At 43.3% G+C, this 18293-nt stretch carries 9 protein-coding genes and 1 tRNA gene; 7 read left to right on the forward strand and 3 right to left on the reverse strand.

Annotated features, from left to right (window positions below; translation table 11 throughout):
• The 4 genes from CLV59_RS21765 to CLV59_RS29505 all read left to right on the forward strand — a co-directional run bounded on the left by CLV59_RS21765 (window position 1) and on the right by CLV59_RS29505 (window position 1664).
• A tRNA-Lys gene (locus CLV59_RS21765) sits at window positions 1–73 on the forward strand.
• Between the two features lie 223 nt (window positions 74–296).
• The gene (locus tag CLV59_RS21770; RefSeq protein WP_111594183.1) at window positions 297–680 is read left to right on the forward strand and encodes an immunity protein Imm33 domain-containing protein; all 384 of its coding nucleotides are present in this window, start codon (window positions 297–299) and stop codon (window positions 678–680) included.
• A 443-nt stretch (window positions 681–1123) separates the two neighbouring features.
• Window positions 1124–1360 (forward strand): DNA-binding protein, encoded by a 237-nt coding sequence (locus tag CLV59_RS21780; protein WP_211324001.1) that lies wholly within the window; start codon window positions 1124–1126, stop codon window positions 1358–1360.
• 154 nt (window positions 1361–1514) lie between these two features.
• Entirely contained in the window at window positions 1515–1664 is a 150-nt protein-coding gene (locus CLV59_RS29505; RefSeq protein WP_111594185.1) for an integrase core domain-containing protein, read from the forward strand.
• A 156-nt stretch (window positions 1665–1820) separates the two neighbouring features.
• Here CLV59_RS29505 and CLV59_RS21790 read toward each other — a convergent pair whose 3' ends face one another.
• The 3 genes from CLV59_RS21790 to CLV59_RS21800 all read right to left on the reverse strand — a co-directional run bounded on the left by CLV59_RS21790 (window position 1821) and on the right by CLV59_RS21800 (window position 7040).
• On the reverse strand, window positions 1821–2201 hold the full coding sequence (locus CLV59_RS21790) for a VOC family protein (protein ID WP_111594186.1): 381 nt from the start codon (window positions 2199–2201) through the stop codon (window positions 1821–1823).
• A 700-nt stretch (window positions 2202–2901) separates the two neighbouring features.
• A complete protein-coding gene (locus CLV59_RS21795) occupies window positions 2902–5412 on the reverse strand; it encodes an outer membrane beta-barrel protein (protein WP_111594187.1) in 2511 nt (836 codons plus the stop codon).
• A gap of 674 nt (window positions 5413–6086) precedes the next feature.
• Window positions 6087–7040: a hypothetical protein gene (locus CLV59_RS21800; protein WP_111594188.1), complete on the reverse strand. Its 954-nt coding sequence runs from the start codon at window positions 7038–7040 to the stop codon at window positions 6087–6089.
• Window positions 7041–7681: 641 nt separating this feature from the next.
• Here CLV59_RS21800 and CLV59_RS21805 point away from each other — a divergent pair.
• From CLV59_RS21805 to CLV59_RS21815, 3 genes are all read left to right on the forward strand, one after another.
• Window positions 7682–8071: a hypothetical protein gene (locus tag CLV59_RS21805; protein WP_111594189.1), complete on the forward strand. Its 390-nt coding sequence runs from the start codon at window positions 7682–7684 to the stop codon at window positions 8069–8071.
• 1652 nt (window positions 8072–9723) lie between these two features.
• Window positions 9724–11733: an AMP-binding protein gene (locus tag CLV59_RS21810; RefSeq protein ID WP_111594190.1), complete on the forward strand. Its 2010-nt coding sequence runs from the start codon at window positions 9724–9726 to the stop codon at window positions 11731–11733.
• The gene (locus CLV59_RS21815) at window positions 11730–18293 is read left to right on the forward strand and encodes a non-ribosomal peptide synthetase (protein WP_111594191.1); all 6564 of its coding nucleotides are present in this window, start codon (window positions 11730–11732) and stop codon (window positions 18291–18293) included. Before CLV59_RS21810 ends, CLV59_RS21815 begins: the two co-directional genes overlap by 4 nt.

Genomic DNA, 18293 nt, shown 5'->3' on the forward strand with positions numbered 1-18293 from the left:
GATTCCGTAGCTCAGTTGGTAGAGCAATACACTTTTAATGTATGGGCCCTGGGTTCGAGTCCCAGCGGGATCACTGGAAACCTGCGCTAGTCGCAGGTTTTTTGGTTTTATTCTATAACTTCCTCTATAATGTTTGCGTTTAGGCGCAAAGTTTACCCAGCTTTACAAAGACCCACATGTTAACCTTACGAATATACAAATCAATTATCGAAAAGCGTACAGTGGCCCCAATTATGAAATGACGTGTTAAGATTCTATTTTTACTGCTAATCTTTACTCTGTAAGACTGCCCAATAATGGACAATACACTGTTTAAATTCGAGAAAGAAGTGCAAGAGAGGCAAAAGCTAATATGTGCTAAATATGGTGCAATATATTATCATACACCCGTTACGCAGCTATTGGGCATCGCGACTCAAACTTTTGCAGCAGTTGAATGGCCAATTAATGGGCTGCGTAATCCAATTCAATCGGAACAATCTTCAAATTGGTACATTTGGGCTGGAGAGCAGTTTAGTGACACGGCTGATTTTTTTGAGCCAATGCATATTTTTCATTTACGAGATAATCATCCTAAAATTTTAGACTATTTAGGGTTACCTCCGGGCTGGCGCTTTCTATTTGTGGGGGATGATCATTATGAAGATGTGTGGTTTGATGAAAGTTTACTTCGAATCTAGCCCATCGCCAGAATAGGAAGAAGGCAATAGAAGAAGCTAAAAAGGTTCCATTACCACAACCTGAACCAACAAAAAGCGCTCGCACTCAAACTAAGACACCTGCCTTAACCATCATACATTTTGTACTCTTTCAAACTGCCGGAGTCAAGACCCTCGCCTGTGATGATAAATTGGCAAAGTTGATTAATACTGGCAGTATTAAAGAAAACCTGCGCCGGATATTTAAGCCCTCCAGTTTGTCCGTAAAAGAACGGGCCGAAATGCGTAAGGGAATAGAAATAGCAGAAACCTATTTCACCGAACTGGATCATAATGCTGCACTTGTCATTCTGGATCGGCTTAGACAGAAATTTGAGCGGGATTGATAAAAGACATGTATTCTAAGTATACATAGATTTTTTTCGCCTGTTTTGCGGCCTATGTTTGGGGCTAAAAAGCAAAAAATGAATAATGTAGAAAAAAGTGAGAAAGCATTTACGCCGATGTTTTTCCCCTACGCACCAGATCAATTTTTAGAGCAGATCAGGACAGTAGTCAGAGAGGAAGTAATGCCTTTAGAAAGAAACCAACCTACACCAGTTTTGTACAAAACACCGGGGTTAACCCAAAAACCAATTTACAAAATTACGGAGGTCTGCCAGCTATTTCAGGGTACAAAACCTACCATCCATTCATGGTAAGGAGCGGCAAAATACGCCGTTACAAAGTCAATTCCCGCGTTTACTTTCTACGGGAGGATATTGAAAAACTGCTTTTTCAAGGAGAACAACCAGACGATGAAACTAAATTCAAAAAGGCACTTGACTTGGTCTTTAAGAAGGATAAGCGAGACAAATTAGGAGAGAGCTGCTGGACGCCTATCATTTTTTCACGTTAGCAGAAGTACGGATTATGGCTGAAGAGTGGAGGCAGGACTATAATAGCTCCAGGCCTCATCAAGCACTTGGATTTGTTTCTCCTCTAGAGTTCGGCAAAGAAATTTGATATCGAAATTATTCAAAACTCTAATCCCTGATGGATCACAATATAGGTAAGCTTACAGAATTAGCTCCCCTTTGGCCGGTATAATTTTAAGTTGGGGAATAGAGATTAAGTTTGTTTTTCTTAGGACTAGATAGTGCAAAATTGGTTGAAATTTGATTATGAATAGTTGCTTATTTCTATCAAGTTTTTATCCGGATCACGAATATAAATAGATTTTATATTTCCTATAGCTCCTGTTCTTTCCACTATTCCCTCTATAATATCAATTTTTTTTTCTTTTAGTTCGTTTAAAACATTGATGATATTGGTTTCAGCAATAAAGCACAAATCTACTGATCCTGGAGTAGGTAGATTAGCCTTAGGTTCAAATTCTTCTCCTTTCTTGTGTAGGTTGATTTTCTGATTTCCAAATATTAACGCAACCCTATTCTTACCAAAGGTTATTTTTTTTAGATTTAACACGTCGCAATAAAATGCAACTGTCTTATCAATATCAGTGACAGTTAGTACGATGTGATCAATCGATTTAATCTCCATATTTTGGTTAAGTTTTGATATTAATATCTATGGTTAAATTATAGCTTTTTCAATTTAAAAACAAGTTAATTTGTACTTACTTAAAACAGTTAGTAGTAGGATTTAAAAACGATTGGTATTAAAATGTCTAAGAGCGGTTATCTATAGATATATTTCAGCAATGAAAGCCCTGTTCCAGTGGGATGGACACAAAATGATCCGTGAAAGAATAAGCAGCGATCTTGCTGCACAAATATTGCTCCTCCAACAATCTGGAACAATGTGTGTGGAAGAAACCAGTAAGTATGAGATCCGCAGTTGTAGGAGTTACTATATTTGATGAGTCGTTACTGTGCAGAGGATAAGTCCCCGTCCAGGACGGAACGTTACAGGCAAAGCGAGGTGGAGGTACTGATGGTGGCCATTTATCAGTATCATTCATTGAAATGAAAAAAACTTTCTTCGCAGCCATCCAATCCGCTACAATAGACAATAAGGTTCGAATCCGCTTGAGACCTTATGAGCAACTGCCCCTAAGCAGTAGGTCATTGGTTCGAATCCAATCCGGATCATAGGTGTGGGTTCGACTCCCATCTGGGTAGCTGACTCTTAATCAGCGGGTCTATGTAATCGAACTAGGGGTTTGAACCCATCCAGAACAGGCACTCCATAATCCTGGGAATCAATATCTTGTAGTAATTGGCTGTTAAGTACTTGTCAACTAGTTACTGCCACCTTTTGATCTCCGTTGTTCATCAGCGGAACCGCTTTCTGTACGCATTTTCGGCGCTTTGCCTTTCCCGAAACGGTAAGTAAAGTTGATCGTAGCAGCTCTCGAATAAAAGTTGATCAGCCAATACTGATTCAGGTTTTTATAACTATAGGTCGATCCCTCATCTTCAGATTGCAGGATATTCGTGACTTTGAACGCCACCGATCCTTTGTTGCCCAACACCATCTGCTTGACACCGGCACTGAGAATGTAATAGCCACCGAAAGTAGTAGCGATCACCCGGTGCTGCGATACCGCCTTGAAGCTACACTCGGCAGAAAATGTTTTACTTAAAATAAAAGTGTTGATGGCATCAAAATTAAAAGACAGGATACCATTGTTATTCAGTACATAATCATCTTCCATACCATTGAATGCCTGGCGATAAAAAGAGATAGCGTTGGAGGTATTCCACCAGCGCAATAACTGTTTCGTATATACTATATCGAAGTTGAAAGAATAGGAACCATGAATATTGGTCGGCAGACGGGTAATCGTTACCTGATTACTGTCCAGCCGTGGCACCGTTCCGATGTAGTTCTGGAAATTATCATAGCCGAACGTAATGAAAAGCCGGTCTTTATACGCCCACGTAAGCTCGCTGTTCACAGAAGTCTGTGGCTGCAGATTAGGATTCCCCTCATAAAAAAGTGTCGGTGATAACGGCCGCCGGAATGGGTTGAGCTGAGAATATACAGGCCGGTCAGTACGCCGACTGATCTTCATATTCAGCGTCTGGTTCTTGTTCAGTTTGTAGTCAATAAACAGTGACGGAAACAATTGCACATAGTTTCTTTCCAGACGGAATTGCTGCAACTGCTGCTCATTGATATTCCACGTATGCTCTGCCCTCAGCCCCACCAGGAAGCTCAGCTTTTCATATTCTTTATTAAGGTTGACATAGAGTGCATTAATGTTCTCCTGGTTCAATGTATTATCATACTTCGATGAATCTATGATATTCTGACCGCCTACCTTGTTGAAGAATTTATTGTCGTTTTTGATATCCACGTAGCTCGACTTCCAGCCAAATTCCAGTCTGGCATTATTTTTCAATAGTTGGGTATAATCTATTTTGGCGGCATAGATATTCAATTTGCGGTGTTGATCGAAGAAACTGTTCTCCTCATTCATAAGTGTGCTGTTGACATCGTAATAACGGTTTTTGATGTCCTGGTTAGCCCGACTCCAGTAGTTGGAGTAGTCCAGGTCACAGGAGATCTCCCTGCCAGTGCTGTCTATCTTGTGTGCCAGGTGCATGGACAGGGTGTAGTTAATGGGTTTGTCGTGCACGATGCTGTTAAAATCCTGGCTGCCTGTTGACAATTTACCGTCATAATCAACCGCCTTTGAGTCAGTCGTGTTCTTCGCTAACTGAATCCCACCGATACCCGTGAGCGACAAGGTTGTCCGCTTCGACAAATAAAACTCGGCGCCAATTGCCGGGTTATAGGCCTCTGTTCCGCGGGTGATATCATTATCCGCATGTTGCCTGGTCTTAACTAATCCGTCATTGTTCAGGATATCATTCGTAATATGATTGATGAAGAAATTTTTATTGTTCTGATAAGACCCGTTGAAGAAGAAATTATAATATTTGCTTCTCCAGCTGAGATTAAAACCGGCATTATACCTGCTGTAGTAGCTCTGCCCAAAACCCGCATTCACGCTACCATTGAAGCCATCCTTCTTCACTTTTTTCCTGACGATGTTAATGATACCACCACTGCCGGCAGCATCATAGCGTGCGCCAGGTTTGGCAATGATCTCTATCTTCGAAATACTGGAAGAGGCCATCCCACGGAGCTGGTCCGCAATATCTTCCGGCGACATCATCACAGCTTTGCCGTCCATAAATACCATTACCCCTCTTTTGCCGTTAATGGCGACCACTCCGTTCTGATCCACCTGCACGCCGGGCAAGCGTTCCATCACTTCCAGCACGTTGGCGCCTTCCGAGATGATACTATTCTCTACATTCACCACCGTTTTATCGATCTGTCGTTCTATCAGTGGTATTCTGGCTCGTACTTCCACACCAGTTAAATTATTTGAAGCGCTCTGCAGCGGTAGTTTCCCGAGTGAGATAGCGGTACTGCTCATCTGTAAATTATAGCGGCGCAATTTTTCAAACCCAAGGATATTGATCTCTATAAAGTAGTTATCTGTTTTTACAGCACTGAAGGCAAAAACGCCTTGCTCATTGCTCAGGGCTGTTTTATAAATAACCGAGTCGGCAGTTCTTTTCAGCAACACTACGGCATCGCGCAGGGGGGTACCTTCGCTGTTCACAATGGTTCCACTGATATCGGCTGCTGTGGGCGTCTGTGCGTATAGTGTCTGTAATGAAGAATGAAGAAGCAATAACAGCAACAGTAATATTTTGATAACATGTCGCAGAAATGGGTTAACAGTGGCTCTTTCGGCAGGTGATAGTGTGTAGGGAGGGTAATATAGCATATAGCAATTTTTTTTAGAACGATGAATATTGGTGACAGGACCATATGATATATGCTACCTGTTGTGGATGATCAGAAGTCGCTGAACACAACGGCAAACATGGCGCGGTAGTCAGCGTAATTATCTTCGGTAACTTCCACACCATTCCATCTCACACAGTAATTTAAAAAGAGAAAAATGTTCAGGTTTACTGTTGGCAGCAATATGTGATTTACAATTGCTTTTTGGTTAACTAATGATAATTGCCCACAAAGAAGATACACACTTGGCTGATCGGATAACCAAAAAAACAATGGCTTGGACTAATTATCTTGCTAAATATAAGTTAAAAAGTAAAATTGACAATAGTACAACTGCGCAATTTTATTTCAGGTTTTTGGGTTTGACATAAATAAAGATCCCCATCGAAAGCCTCTGAGTCTGACTGTGACCTAAATCGTAGTAATAATGGATTTTGTCACCTTTTCTATTCTTCATTCCAATGGAATTCATACGCACATAGATTTAAGTGATAAAATCAGAAAACGCTAATAGAATTCCCCGACATCGTGTATCTTGCCACCCCGGCAGGCTACGGGACAAAGGATTGAGTCCATCCGATGAGTATTGAGTAACGGAGTACAAAAGGCCGTTCTATCTGGAACGACCTTTTGCTTTACATCATTTATTGAATGCTACATCGATTTCTCTTTCAACTGCACTCCCTGAAACTGGTACTCTTCCTTATAATCCTTCGTTTGTAATATAACACTGTACTCTTCCTGAGATTCGCTGTAGGAGATTAATACATGAAATGGTTGTCCATTTTCCCTGTCCGTCAGCTCAAATTTTTGAGATTGAGACATTTCGTCATATGCGGCTCCTGTTACCTGGAAAGTGCGGGTATAATTCAAGCTTCGAATCTCGAATGTTTTTGTATTCAAAGTAATTGTCCATGCCGATTTATCTGCAGACATACCTTTCCCGGGTTTCTTCCACAGCACTGCATTGCTTTTGAAAATAATCTGCTGGAAGCCCTTGTCTCTTATTGCAGGTTTCGTGCCGGGTGCAACTGCGTGATCAGTATTTACCGGAATGACGAAATTTGCAAGCAGTGCAGATTCCTCCTTTTTCGCTTTTCCTGTCTGCGCCTGCTGGGATTGAATTTCCTGAGCAGTCATCGCTACTTCATTAACTTCTAGAGACTCTAGGCAATTGCCAATAAACACAGATTCCCCCGCCAGAAAAACCAACTTTTTAGAGCCTACGTTTTCCGCACCAACCTGTGCTAACTGGGAAGTAGAAAATCCTTTGTCGATAAACGACATCGGTGTAATGGCATAGACTGTTTTGTTGGTACCAGGAATCGCCTGAGCGTCATTGAAGATGATGCCATAGCTTTCTGCAGCCATCAGGTTACCTCTATTTACATTGAAGACGATGCCTGGATTGGAAAAGAACATTGCATTGCAAAAGCTGCCGGAAGTTTGCATCCCCGAACCTATTTCTACCCGCATTGATTTGTTTGCTTCCAATACCCATTTCTTACCCGGAGGTACTGTTTTAGGGACTTGGGTGAGCAGTTTTTTGTTCTGAGAGAAAACGTTCAAGGTACTAAATAGGGATAGTACTAAAAACAGGTGTTTCATGGGTAATAAGAATTTCATACTGGATAGGTGTTATAGGATACTAGTTTCTTGATGTCATAAAAGTATATAACAAAAAGAAATATTATGGGTGTATTTTTTAATAGATAAGAATAGCAACATAGTTGCTTTTGTCAAATACGTGCAGGCGTAAATGTTTGGAGTTTTATGATTTAGCCCCAAAAAAGAGGGTTACAAATCTAAGATTTACTACCCTCTAGTGCCCAGAACAGGAATCGAACCTGCACTCTGTGGAGCTGATGGGAATCGAACCCGTGTTCGACTCCTTGCCTTTATGCCGTTTGGGATAGCTAAAGGACAGCAAAACCAATTTTGAAATAGTGGAGTCTAAGCATATTACATCTTTATTTTCACCTGGACAAAAGATGTTGTATCAAGATATGGTACCTAATTTTTATAGTGGAAGTTTGCTAATGAGTTCAGATGTAGAAATAGCCGAAGCCAGTGTATTTTGGGATATAACCGGCCTTCAACCTATGAATTTGTATCGCAAGGAGTCTAGGATGATGTTGTTTCCTTACTTTGGCTTTACTTAATTCGATTATGACATAGCATAATTCAAAGTTGTGTTATACCGACAGTAAATCAGGTAATAAATTTGTTAAGAACAAAATGGCTAATAAATGATAAGGAAAATTCTTCCAGTATTTATGATTGTATTCGTTGCCACTACTAGTGCTATGGCCCAGAATAAACCACAAACCATGAAAATCTGTGCTAGGCTATTGGAACCGATCAAGACAAAAGTAACCTGTGGCATATTTTCATATGTAGAATTACTAATTTTTTCACTAGAGGAACCTGGGCAAACATTAAGAGAGGATCAGAAAATAGGAGTGTATTTACAATGTCCGGCAGAATATACGAACGAATTGATAGTGGGTGAATCGTATAATATTGTTATTACTAAGGATACCAGTTCGATTCGAGAGAGTATTAATATAAATACATCTAAAGATAGGAAATTAAAGATAATAGGTTTAATAAAGAAAATTTCAAGTTCTGCAAGGTAAAATTTATTATTCTCCACCTTTTTAAAAAAAAATACCATTCAAATAATGATTAATGGACAGCATTTGGCAATCGCACTGCTAAATCTGTTACCACTGGTTTTTTTAGACACTGGATACATTTTACGAACCCCATCTGAATAGAAATCTACTCTCTGCTTACTAGCGGGATTAATCGGCAATTGCCTTGCTAAACGTCCTTGAAGAACTTTATCTATGGAGGATGTATGGATACTAGGTGCTTGGTACTAGCTGTAGAAAAGCTGGCGAAAAGATATTATCATCTAAACTCCCATCTTTATTTAGTCCAACTCGAAATCCGGTTCCAGTATTCTCAAACAAAACTGTACCAAGTCGCAAATGCTGTTGGTATTAGCACCACAGTTACCCTTGTTTTCATCAAATAACAAGTGGAAGGTACCTAACTTTCAGAGACAGTTAGCAAAAGTATTTGAAACACTGAAACCTGCCTGCAGGATGCTGTTTGTGTTAGCATGGATAATGCTAAGTTTTTTTTGATACACCGTATTCTGAATGAAATTCCATAACAAGGCAAAGATACAATATACAGTGACCTGCATTAAGATTGCATGAATGGTACATTTTAGTAGTATGCTACATAACGTTAGGATACCTTTTGTAATTGTTTTGAATAGATGTATGTATGGTGAAGTGTATAGTGTAATAATGCCTTAAGTTGGCTACTGTGGCTGATGTGATGTTGTATTGATTGTTGTTTGCGTATTTTACTGCGCAATAACTGCAGTGAATAGGAATCCTGTTAATTGATGTGAAATTAAATTTGGAGGTTAGAGTTTTTTTTGTATTATTGCTGTATAGATGCCGCACTGAGGAGAGCCTAGATTTCAGCACACTTTTATTGTTGTTTACAAGTTTGTGCCCTGGACGTCAAGAGCATTTTTTCCCGAAAACTTTTATAGTACCTCGTTTATTGTTAACGTTTTGGTTATAAACCCTCAAATATTCATTATATGGACTCTTTAGAGATTTACACAAAATGCCGGCCAACATGAGCGTTGTTCTTTAAGCCTTTGCCTGAGTGCTAACTAGGGCGTTTTTTTTGACTTTATTTGATCAATTTGGAGTGACTGTCTAATGCAATACTACGCAGGTAGTATGGTCGTTTGGTTCGTATTCCATCACGTTATTCATTATTATCGTTATCGGGCGGCGCCCGGTAGGAGCATTTCTGTAATTCCATCGATTACTATCGCAACTGTTATGTTTTATACAGTTCGTTGGTAAGTATTTCATATTTTTTTACTTATGCATCACCCGTGTAGAGATGCATAAAGTATGAGGTTAACCTGCATTAATGAAGGCCCTCTGATAACCGTTATTTTATTCACTCACCTCGCATTATTCCAGTCGGAATGGTAAGATATCCCTTTGTCTTTACTATCCTGGATAATGCTGGAAATTATTTTTGATATGTGGACGACCCATCAATCCTTCAGTATCCGCCCTGTTGCAGTTTTGGGAGTGGTATTTCCCCGGCTTCCGAAAGTCTGCCAGCCCTTGTTAGATGTAAGTATACCCTATGCAGCGGCTCCGCGTACCCATAACAGTATTATGATTTCCTATTGACTACGCCCTACGTGTTCCTGTAATTTCATCATTAATAAAGTGGACCTGTGATCATTGGATTTTTATTCAAACATGCCGTATCGTTTCCTGATCGGATAGCATTTACATTGTTGGAAGATGGTGAGTCGCGCGTGCGAAGGATCTCCTATAGCGAACTGTATAAACATGTACAACGACTAGGAGAGCACCTGAAGCAGCAGCGTGCGGGTAATACCGTTGCCTTATTGCTTTATCAGGATGTAATCGATTTTACCATTGCATTTCTTGCCTGTCAGTATGCTGGTATTATTGCAGTACCAATTTATTTTGCCAGAGGTACCAAGCATGTATCAAGGATGCATACGCTGGTGGAAGATGCTGCAATAACGATGATATTGACAAGCGATAACCTGGCCACATATGTGCAGCAACATTTCGCTAGCGCCAATAGCGCTATCAGCGTACTGGTTACCGATCACGGGAAATTTCCTGACGTTATGCAAAGACATGCTCCTGCGGAAGACCAGGAAATTGCGTTCCTGCAATATACTTCCGGTTCTACCGGTAAGCCCAAAGGAGTGATGGTAACAGCTTCCTCCCTGGTGCATAACCAGGAGGTAATACGACATGCCTTTGGTTGCGATGAGAGCGCTGTTATTTTTTCCTGGTTGCCCTTCCATCATGATATGGGACTCATAGGGAGTCTGCTTCATACCATCTATATTGGATGTTCCTGTGTGCTGATGCCTCCCGCTCACTTCATTCAACGGCCATTCCGATGGTTATCCGCTATTTCTTCCTATAAAGTAACCCATAGCGGAGGGCCTAATTTCGGATATGATCTATGCGTTAGCAGAATCACTCCGGAAGAACTTTCCACACTGGACCTCTCTTCCTGGAAAGTAGCCTATAACGGCGCTGAGCCCGTAAGGTATGATACAATACGCGCATTCAGTAATTATTTTCGTACAGCCGGTTTCCGTGAGGAAGCGTTTCATCCCTGCTACGGTCTTGCTGAGGCTACGCTAATGGTGACCGGCGTGAGATCCGCACCTTTGCCTTTGTTGATGCATATCAGCAAAGACAGTGCTACAGCAGATTATATGCAGCCAATGCCTGCCAATTCCCCAGATATTATTACACTCGTTAGCTCGGGCACCGTAACGTCCGATATGGATGTAAAGATCATTTCACCGGTGAGTGAACAAGTGTGCGGTGAACGAGAAGTGGGAGAGGTCTGCATTTGCGGTGACAGCGTTACAGATGGATACTGGCGGAAAGATAATACCACACTCTTCTATATGCTGGAAGACCGCCGCTATCTCAGAACGGGCGACCTGGGATTCCTTTCTGCTAATGAACTTTTTGTACATGGCCGCTTGAAAGAAATGCTGATCATTCGCGGCGAAAATTTTTACCCGTATGATATTGAATACTGCGTGTCTCAATGTCATGATGCTATAGAACCAAATGGCGTAGCAGCCTTTAGTGTGCTGCAACCTCAGGAGTCATTTGTAATCATTGCTGAAATAAAACGCAAGGCCATTCAACAGACAGACCTGGAGCAAGTGTTAATTGCTATCAGTAAAAATATCGCTGGGACCTTTGGTATCACTCCGCATGAAATTATTCTGACATCTCCGCTAGGTATTCCGAGAACGACCAGCGGAAAATTGCAGCGCGGTAAATGTGCCACACATTACCAGGAACAGACATTTAACGTGTTGGCTTCTTCTATCAGTCATGCCAGCACTAGTGCGACTGTACCCGCCGCTGTGGCGGCACTGCCCGAAAACCCTGACACCAATGCTATCAGACAATATGTGCTGTCTATCATTTCTTCCAGAACGGGTATACCACATCATACTTTTTCTTCTGAAGATATAGAACTAACGGAGTTGGGACTCGACTCACTCCGCTCTATGGAAGTTATCAATACTATTAACAAGGATCTGCAGATCAATCTGGAAGCATCTGTGTTGTTACGCAACAGCACTATGTCTGCCTTGACAGAAAGTATCGAAAGCCTCCTCTGGCTGAAATCTGCACATGCCACCGGGAATGAGATTATCATATGAACGCATTACAACTTATTACAGCACTAAAGAAAAATAAGGTTGTTCCCAGGTTACAGGGAGATCAACTTAAGCTGGTAGGAGAGGTAAAGAATCTCTCTGCGGAACTGATGGAGGAAATTAAATCCGCTAAAGCAGACCTGATCGCCCTCCTGAAAAGTTCTGTTGAACAGTTTGCGGCTCCTATTCCTGTTACTGCCAGGCAACAGCATTATCCCTTGTCCAATGCACAGAACAGAATGTGGGCATTGCATCACCTGGGTGGCAGTACTGTATACAATATAGCTACCAGCTTTTATCTCACGGGCGATGTATCTGTTATCACACTGGGAAACGCTTTCCGGCAATCAGTTGCACGTCATGAAAGTCTGCGTACCTTCTTTCGCGAAGTGAATGGAGAGCCGCGCCAGTTCATTGCGGAAGATATGCCGCTGAGTATCGGCATTAAAGATATCCGTGGAGAAGAAAATATTCGCACCTGTCTCGAAGAGATATTGGAACAAGCCATCGGATGGGAGTTTGATCTCCGGAATGGACCATTGATGAGAGTAGAACTGCTGCGTGTTGGCGATAAGGAATATGTGATGGTATTTGCGATGCATCATATCATTAGCGACGGATGGTCTATTGGGGTGATTGTACAGGAAGTATTTGCTGCTTACGAAGCAAACCGCAGCAATAAGTTATATCAGCCGGAACCCCTTACTATACAGTATAAAGACTATGCTGCGTGGATGTCTGAAAGAATGACCGGCACAAAAATGGAACGCGCCGTAGAATTTTGGCGCAATGAATTCCGCGAAACAGTAACGCCGCTGAATATGCCGGCAGATTTCAGTCGGCCGGATATCAAGACTACTGCCGGTGCGGTGTCTAAATTTTATATTACCCCCGCATTGCATCAGCGGATACAAGACTATTGCAATCTGCACCACATTACGTTATTCAACTATCTCCGGACCATCTGCAATATTCTGTTATATAAATATGCCAATAACAGGGATGTGGTGATCGGCACTCCTGTTTCTGGCAGGAATCACTATCAGTTGGAGCAACAGGTAGGCTTATACGTCAATACGGTACCACTGCGTACCAGGATAGATGAAACCCTTTCTTTCCGGGATTTCCTGCAACAAGTGGCCGAACATTCTTACCGCGCATTTGAGTTCCAGGATTGTCCATTCGACAGTATTGTGGAAATGCTGGAATTAAAACGGGATATCAGCCGCAATCCACTCTTTGATGTGATGATCGTGTTACAGAACACGGCCCAGACATACAGTGGTACCAACCAGCAGCAAGATTTTACCCTTTCAGGTCTCGACAGCTACTTATATAGAGACGGCAGACCGGAAGATGAAAAGCGTCCGGCTAAACTTGATCTGACTTTTAATTTCGATCATGATCCTGATGGCAGATTTTTCCTGGAAATAGAATATGCAGTCAAGCTCTTTAAGAAGGAAAGTATAGCGCGTATTTTTCAGGCGTTTGCACATATCAATATGCAGGTGTTGGATACGCCGGACATATACCTGGGCAATATCAGCATTGCTGATGCACAAGATATTCATCAGGTGCTCCACGTATTCAACCAACCGATACTCCCGGTAACAGAAAAAAGCATATCTCATCTACTGGAAAACAGTTTCGGGAAGTATGTTGATCATATCGCACTGATAGCAGGAGATAGAACGTTTACTTACGGACAATTGAACGAGCTGGCAGAGACTATTGCTGCTGCTTTACCTCCCAAACCCCAGCATCGCTCTTTCGCGGGCATACTCATGCAACGTACTTCCTATATGCCTGCCAGCATTTTGGGCATACTGAGGGCCGGGTATGCATATCTCCCTATAGATACAAAGTATCCAGCTTCCAGAATTAATTTCCTCCTGGAAGATGCGTCCCCGGATATCATATTGACAGATGCTGTCAGCGCAGCATTGATTCCTGCAAACTACACGGGGACGATCTTATATGTGGATGCGCTGGAAACAGTTGCATCTGAGCGGAAAGCACAGCCTTTGCCCGCTGATAGTCTGCAAGAAGAAACAGCCTATCTTATTTATACCTCCGGATCAACAGGCAAGCCGAAAGGGGTGGAGATCTGCCATCGTAATACTATCGCTTTTCTGCAATGGGCTGCAACGGAGTTTGCTGCTACCCCATACAACATCCTGTACGCGGCTACTTCCTGTTGTTTTGATCTGTCTGTATTTGAGCTGTTCTTTCCCTTGCTCCAGGGAAAAACAATACGTCTCCTGGAGGCGGCCACAGAAATCCCGAAGTTTATTCAGCAGGATAAAGGTATTATGCTGAATACTGTTCCATCGGTAGTAAGAAGCCTTTTGGATATGAAGATGGACTGGCAACATGTAACTGCATTGAATATGGCGGGAGAAGCGGCGCCACGGCGACTCAAAGATGAACTGGATTACCGTCGGATGGAAGTACGTAATCTGTATGGGCCTTCGGAAGATACAACCTACAGCACGATATACCATTTTATGGAAGATGAGCACAGTGCCGTGCCCATTGGTACACCTATCGCCTACACACAGTTATACATCCTGGATTCACATCTTAACCTGTTGCCGGTAGGGGTTGACGGAGAGATATACCTCACTGGCGAAGGAGTGGCTAAAGGCTACTGTAACCGTGCCGAGCTTACGGCTGAAAGGTTTGTGGACAATCCCTTCCTGGCAGGAAGGAAAATGTATAAGACCGGAGATATTGGCTGCTGGCTCTCTGATGGTAATGTTGCGTTCAGGGGCCGTATAGACGACCAGGTGAAGGTGCGAGGCTACCGTATAGAACCTGGTGAGATCCAATACGTATTGGAACAGCATCCTATGGTACAGCAGGCATATGTGACTGTGATGCTGGTAGCGGATGAATATAAGATAGTATCCTATATTGTTGGCGATGCTTCCCTGCTGGCTGAGCACCTGAAATCTTTTGTGGGAGAGCGTATGCCGGCATATATGATTCCTGCCTACTGCATAATGCTACAGGATATTCCTCTTAACAACAATGGAAAAGTTGCCAGGGAGCAGTTGCCGGCGCCAGAAATGTCCGTAGGGGCCCTGCAGGAACCAACCGTACCGCAATCTCCACTGGAGACGCAACTACTTTCTATATGGAAAGAGGTGCTGCGAACAGATAATATTGGGACTACGCATAATTTCTTTGAATCAGGCGGACAAAGCCTCAAAGCAATGATGTTGCGTTCAATGGTGGCTAATAATCTGTCGAAGCAAATAACATTGCAGGAAATTTTTGCATTGCCTACCATTGTGCAACAAGCCGCGCTGCTACAAGACCGGCCTGCCGTGATAACTGCCTTTATAGAACGCGCAGATACCGCCACAGACTATCCCATCTCTTTGGCGCAGGAACGACTGTGGGTGCTCACCGGATTTGAAGAAGCCTCCAGGGCCTATCATATGCCGGCAGCTTTTCATATCAAAGGGCAATTGGATGAGACCCTGCTGGAAAAGGCTTTTCATTTGGTAATCCACAAATACGAAATATTGCGTACTGTATTTGCTGAAAGGAACGGCCTTCCTGTACAGCTCGTGCAAGCGCCGGAAGAGGTATCATTTAAAGTGGAGCAGATCATTGTTAATGAATACTTGTCTGAAGAAGAATTAACTACACTATTGCAGAAAAAATGGAGCGCAACGTTTGATCTGCAGAAAGGCCCGCTCTTACAATGCTTCCTCCTACGCGCCCCTTCTGGAGATATACTTTCTTTCAATATGCATCACATTATCAGCGATGGCTGGTCGCTGGTGGTGTTGTGTAATCAGGTATTACAAGCTTACCGCCAGCTGGCTGCTGGCAATACCCGGGAGTTGATGCCTCCTATGCTACAATTCAAAGATTACGCGGTATGGCAGCGGGAGCAATTGAATGCCGGCCATATGGAGGCAGATCTGCTATACTGGAAAAATATATTTACTGGCGAGATACCATCGCTGGTATTGCCATATGATTTTCATCGCCCGGATGTAAAAACCTATCAGGGTGCGGAATACACAGCACATTTCGGCGCTCCCTTTACACAGCGGATCAAACAGTTGGCGGCGGATTCGGGAGTCAGCCTCTTTATGTTGCTGATGACTGCTGTGAAGGTGCTGATCAAAAAATATGCGGGTCAGGATGATATCATCATAGGCACGCCGGTGGCGGGCCGCAACAGTGAACAACTGCATGATCAGATAGGTTTTTTTGTCAACACGCTGGCTATACGTTCTTCTATTCCTTCAGCAGCTTCTTTTGTAGAGGTGATGCAACAGGAAAAGGAGGTGATGTTACAGGCATTTGAACACCAGCATTTCCCATTTGAATGGTTGCTGGAGCAGTTGGATCTGAAAAGGGATCTTTCGCGCTCACCCTTATTCGATGTAATGCTGGTACTGCAAAACATTGATGGTATGGAAAGTACGGTTACCGCCCAGGTAACGGAAGACCTGCATCTGGAAAGGATGGCCGTGCAAACTGGTATCGCGAAATATGACCTGCTTTTTGCATTTTCCGAAGTTGGCGAGGAGATAAGTCTTGCCCTGGAATACAATACTGCACTCTTCCGCGAAAGTACTATTATCAGGGTTGTAAAGCATCTGGTACGGCTACTGGAGCAGGTAACGGCACAACCGGAAATGGCTATACGCGATATCGGGTTGCCTGATAGTGAGGAGCTTCACCTGATGACACTAAAGGCTGATCAAACCTGGGTGCCATATAACGCCACTGCTACTATCAACAGCTTGTTCAGGGAAACAGTTTCCCGCTATCCTGATAATATCGCGCTGATATGTGGCGATACTCACCTTACTTATCGGCAGCTGGACGATGCGAGTGGCCGCCTTGCGCACAAGCTGCTCCATGATTATCGCGTAATGGAGGAGGAACTGATCGTACTGCATACCGGCAGAACCGAATGGATGGTCATTGCAATATTGGCCGTACTGAAAGCTGGTGCAGCTTATGTGCCGGTAGATCCGGCCTATCCGCTCACACGCAAGGACTATATTATCCGCGATTCCCGTGCAAGGTGGATACTGACAGATAGCCCTGTTGACAACACTTTAAAGGAATTATTCACTGACAGCCACTTTATCGACATTACTGCATTGAATGATGATACAGCCACCTCGGAAGTAACGGTTTCGCCTTCCGGATTGGCCTACGTGATCTATACTTCAGGCACCACCGGTAATCCGAAAGGTGTGCTGGTAGAGCACCGGAACGTTACCCGGCTGCTATTCAACGATAACAACCTCTTTGATTTCGGCCCCAATGATAAATGGAGCCTGTTCCATTCTTATTGCTTTGATTTTTCCGTGTGGGAAATGTACGGTGCACTGCTGAACGGTGGCACATTGGTAATGGTGCCAGCAGCAACGGCGCAGGACAGCATTGCTTTCTTTGATTTTTTGTTGCAAGAAAAGATCACCGTGCTGAATCAAACCCCAACAGCATTCCGCAGTCTGCTATTGCATAATCAAGACAGATTATCTGATGCGCCACTACGGTACCTCATTTTCGGTGGTGAAGCACTGATGCCCGCCATATTGGATGCATGGAGCCTGAGCAGTCCTGCATGCAGGAACATTAACATGTACGGCATCACAGAAACCACTGTACATGTGACCTATAAAGAGATTAGCCGCAGAGAAATAGAAGAGAACCGCAGTAATGTGGGCATACCTATTCCCACCCTAAGCTGCTATATACTGGATAATGATATGCAACGTGTACCCATAGGCGTTATAGGCGAGCTCTGTGTGGGCGGAGCTGGCGTTGCCCGCGGCTATCTGCATCAGCCAGAACTTACTGCACAGAAATTTATCGACAATCCCTTCCTTCCAGGTGAAAAATTATATCGATCCGGCGATTATGCCCGCATCATGGATAATGGCGATATCGAATACATAGGCCGCAGAGATGATCAGGTGAAGATCAGAGGACATCGTATTGAGATCGCTGAAATAGAAGCCGCCTTCATGGCGTTGCCAGCGGTAAAAGACGCTGTGGTGATTGTCTGGAAGAATAATGCGGCAGAAGCTGAACTGGCAGCCTATTATATTCCGGCAGAGGATGTAACGGTATCAGCATTGCGCAAAGCATTGCTGGCCACACTTCCCGGTTATATGGTACCCGCACACATCATCCCCCTGGAAGATTTTCCACTCAATGCCAATGGTAAGCTGGACAAAACCGCATTGCACCGCCCGGAGAGTAGGGTGCAGGCAATGCATACTGGATATGAAGGCCCCCGGCATGAAACAGATGAGAAAATCATCGCTATCTGGGAGGCCATACTGGAACGTACCCATATAGGTATCAAAGACAATTTCTTTGACCTCGGAGGACACAGCCTGAAGGCTACCCGTGTGATCTCCCGTGTGCAGGAATCCTTCGGAATTAAGATAGATATGAAAACACTCTTTATCGACCCAACTGTTGAACACCTGTCTGACTATATCGAAACGATGAAGTGGATGGAAGATGATAATGAGGTAATAGCCGGTAGTGAAGACGAAATAATATTTTAG

The sequence above is a fragment of the Chitinophaga dinghuensis genome, from assembly GCF_003259435.1.
Classification (GTDB): domain Bacteria; phylum Bacteroidota; class Bacteroidia; order Chitinophagales; family Chitinophagaceae; genus Chitinophaga; species Chitinophaga dinghuensis.

What these genes read in the sequence shown, in the direction of transcription:
- CLV59_RS21780 (WP_211324001.1), top strand. Translation starts at nt 1,124, where the DNA reads ATGAATAATGTAGAAAAAAGTGAGAAAGCATTTACGCCGATGTTTTTC.
- CLV59_RS21815 (WP_111594191.1), top strand. Translation starts at nt 11,730, where the DNA reads ATGAACGCATTACAACTTATTACAGCACTAAAGAAAAATAAGGTTGTT.
- CLV59_RS21800 (WP_111594188.1), bottom strand. Translation starts at nt 7,040, where the DNA reads ATGAAACACCTGTTTTTAGTACTATCCCTATTTAGTACCTTGAACGTT.
- CLV59_RS21805 (WP_111594189.1), top strand. Translation starts at nt 7,682, where the DNA reads ATGATAAGGAAAATTCTTCCAGTATTTATGATTGTATTCGTTGCCACT.
- CLV59_RS21795 (WP_111594187.1), bottom strand. Translation starts at nt 5,412, where the DNA reads ATGCTATATTACCCTCCCTACACACTATCACCTGCCGAAAGAGCCACT.
- CLV59_RS21790 (WP_111594186.1), bottom strand. Translation starts at nt 2,201, where the DNA reads ATGGAGATTAAATCGATTGATCACATCGTACTAACTGTCACTGATATT.
- CLV59_RS21770 (WP_111594183.1), top strand. Translation starts at nt 297, where the DNA reads ATGGACAATACACTGTTTAAATTCGAGAAAGAAGTGCAAGAGAGGCAA.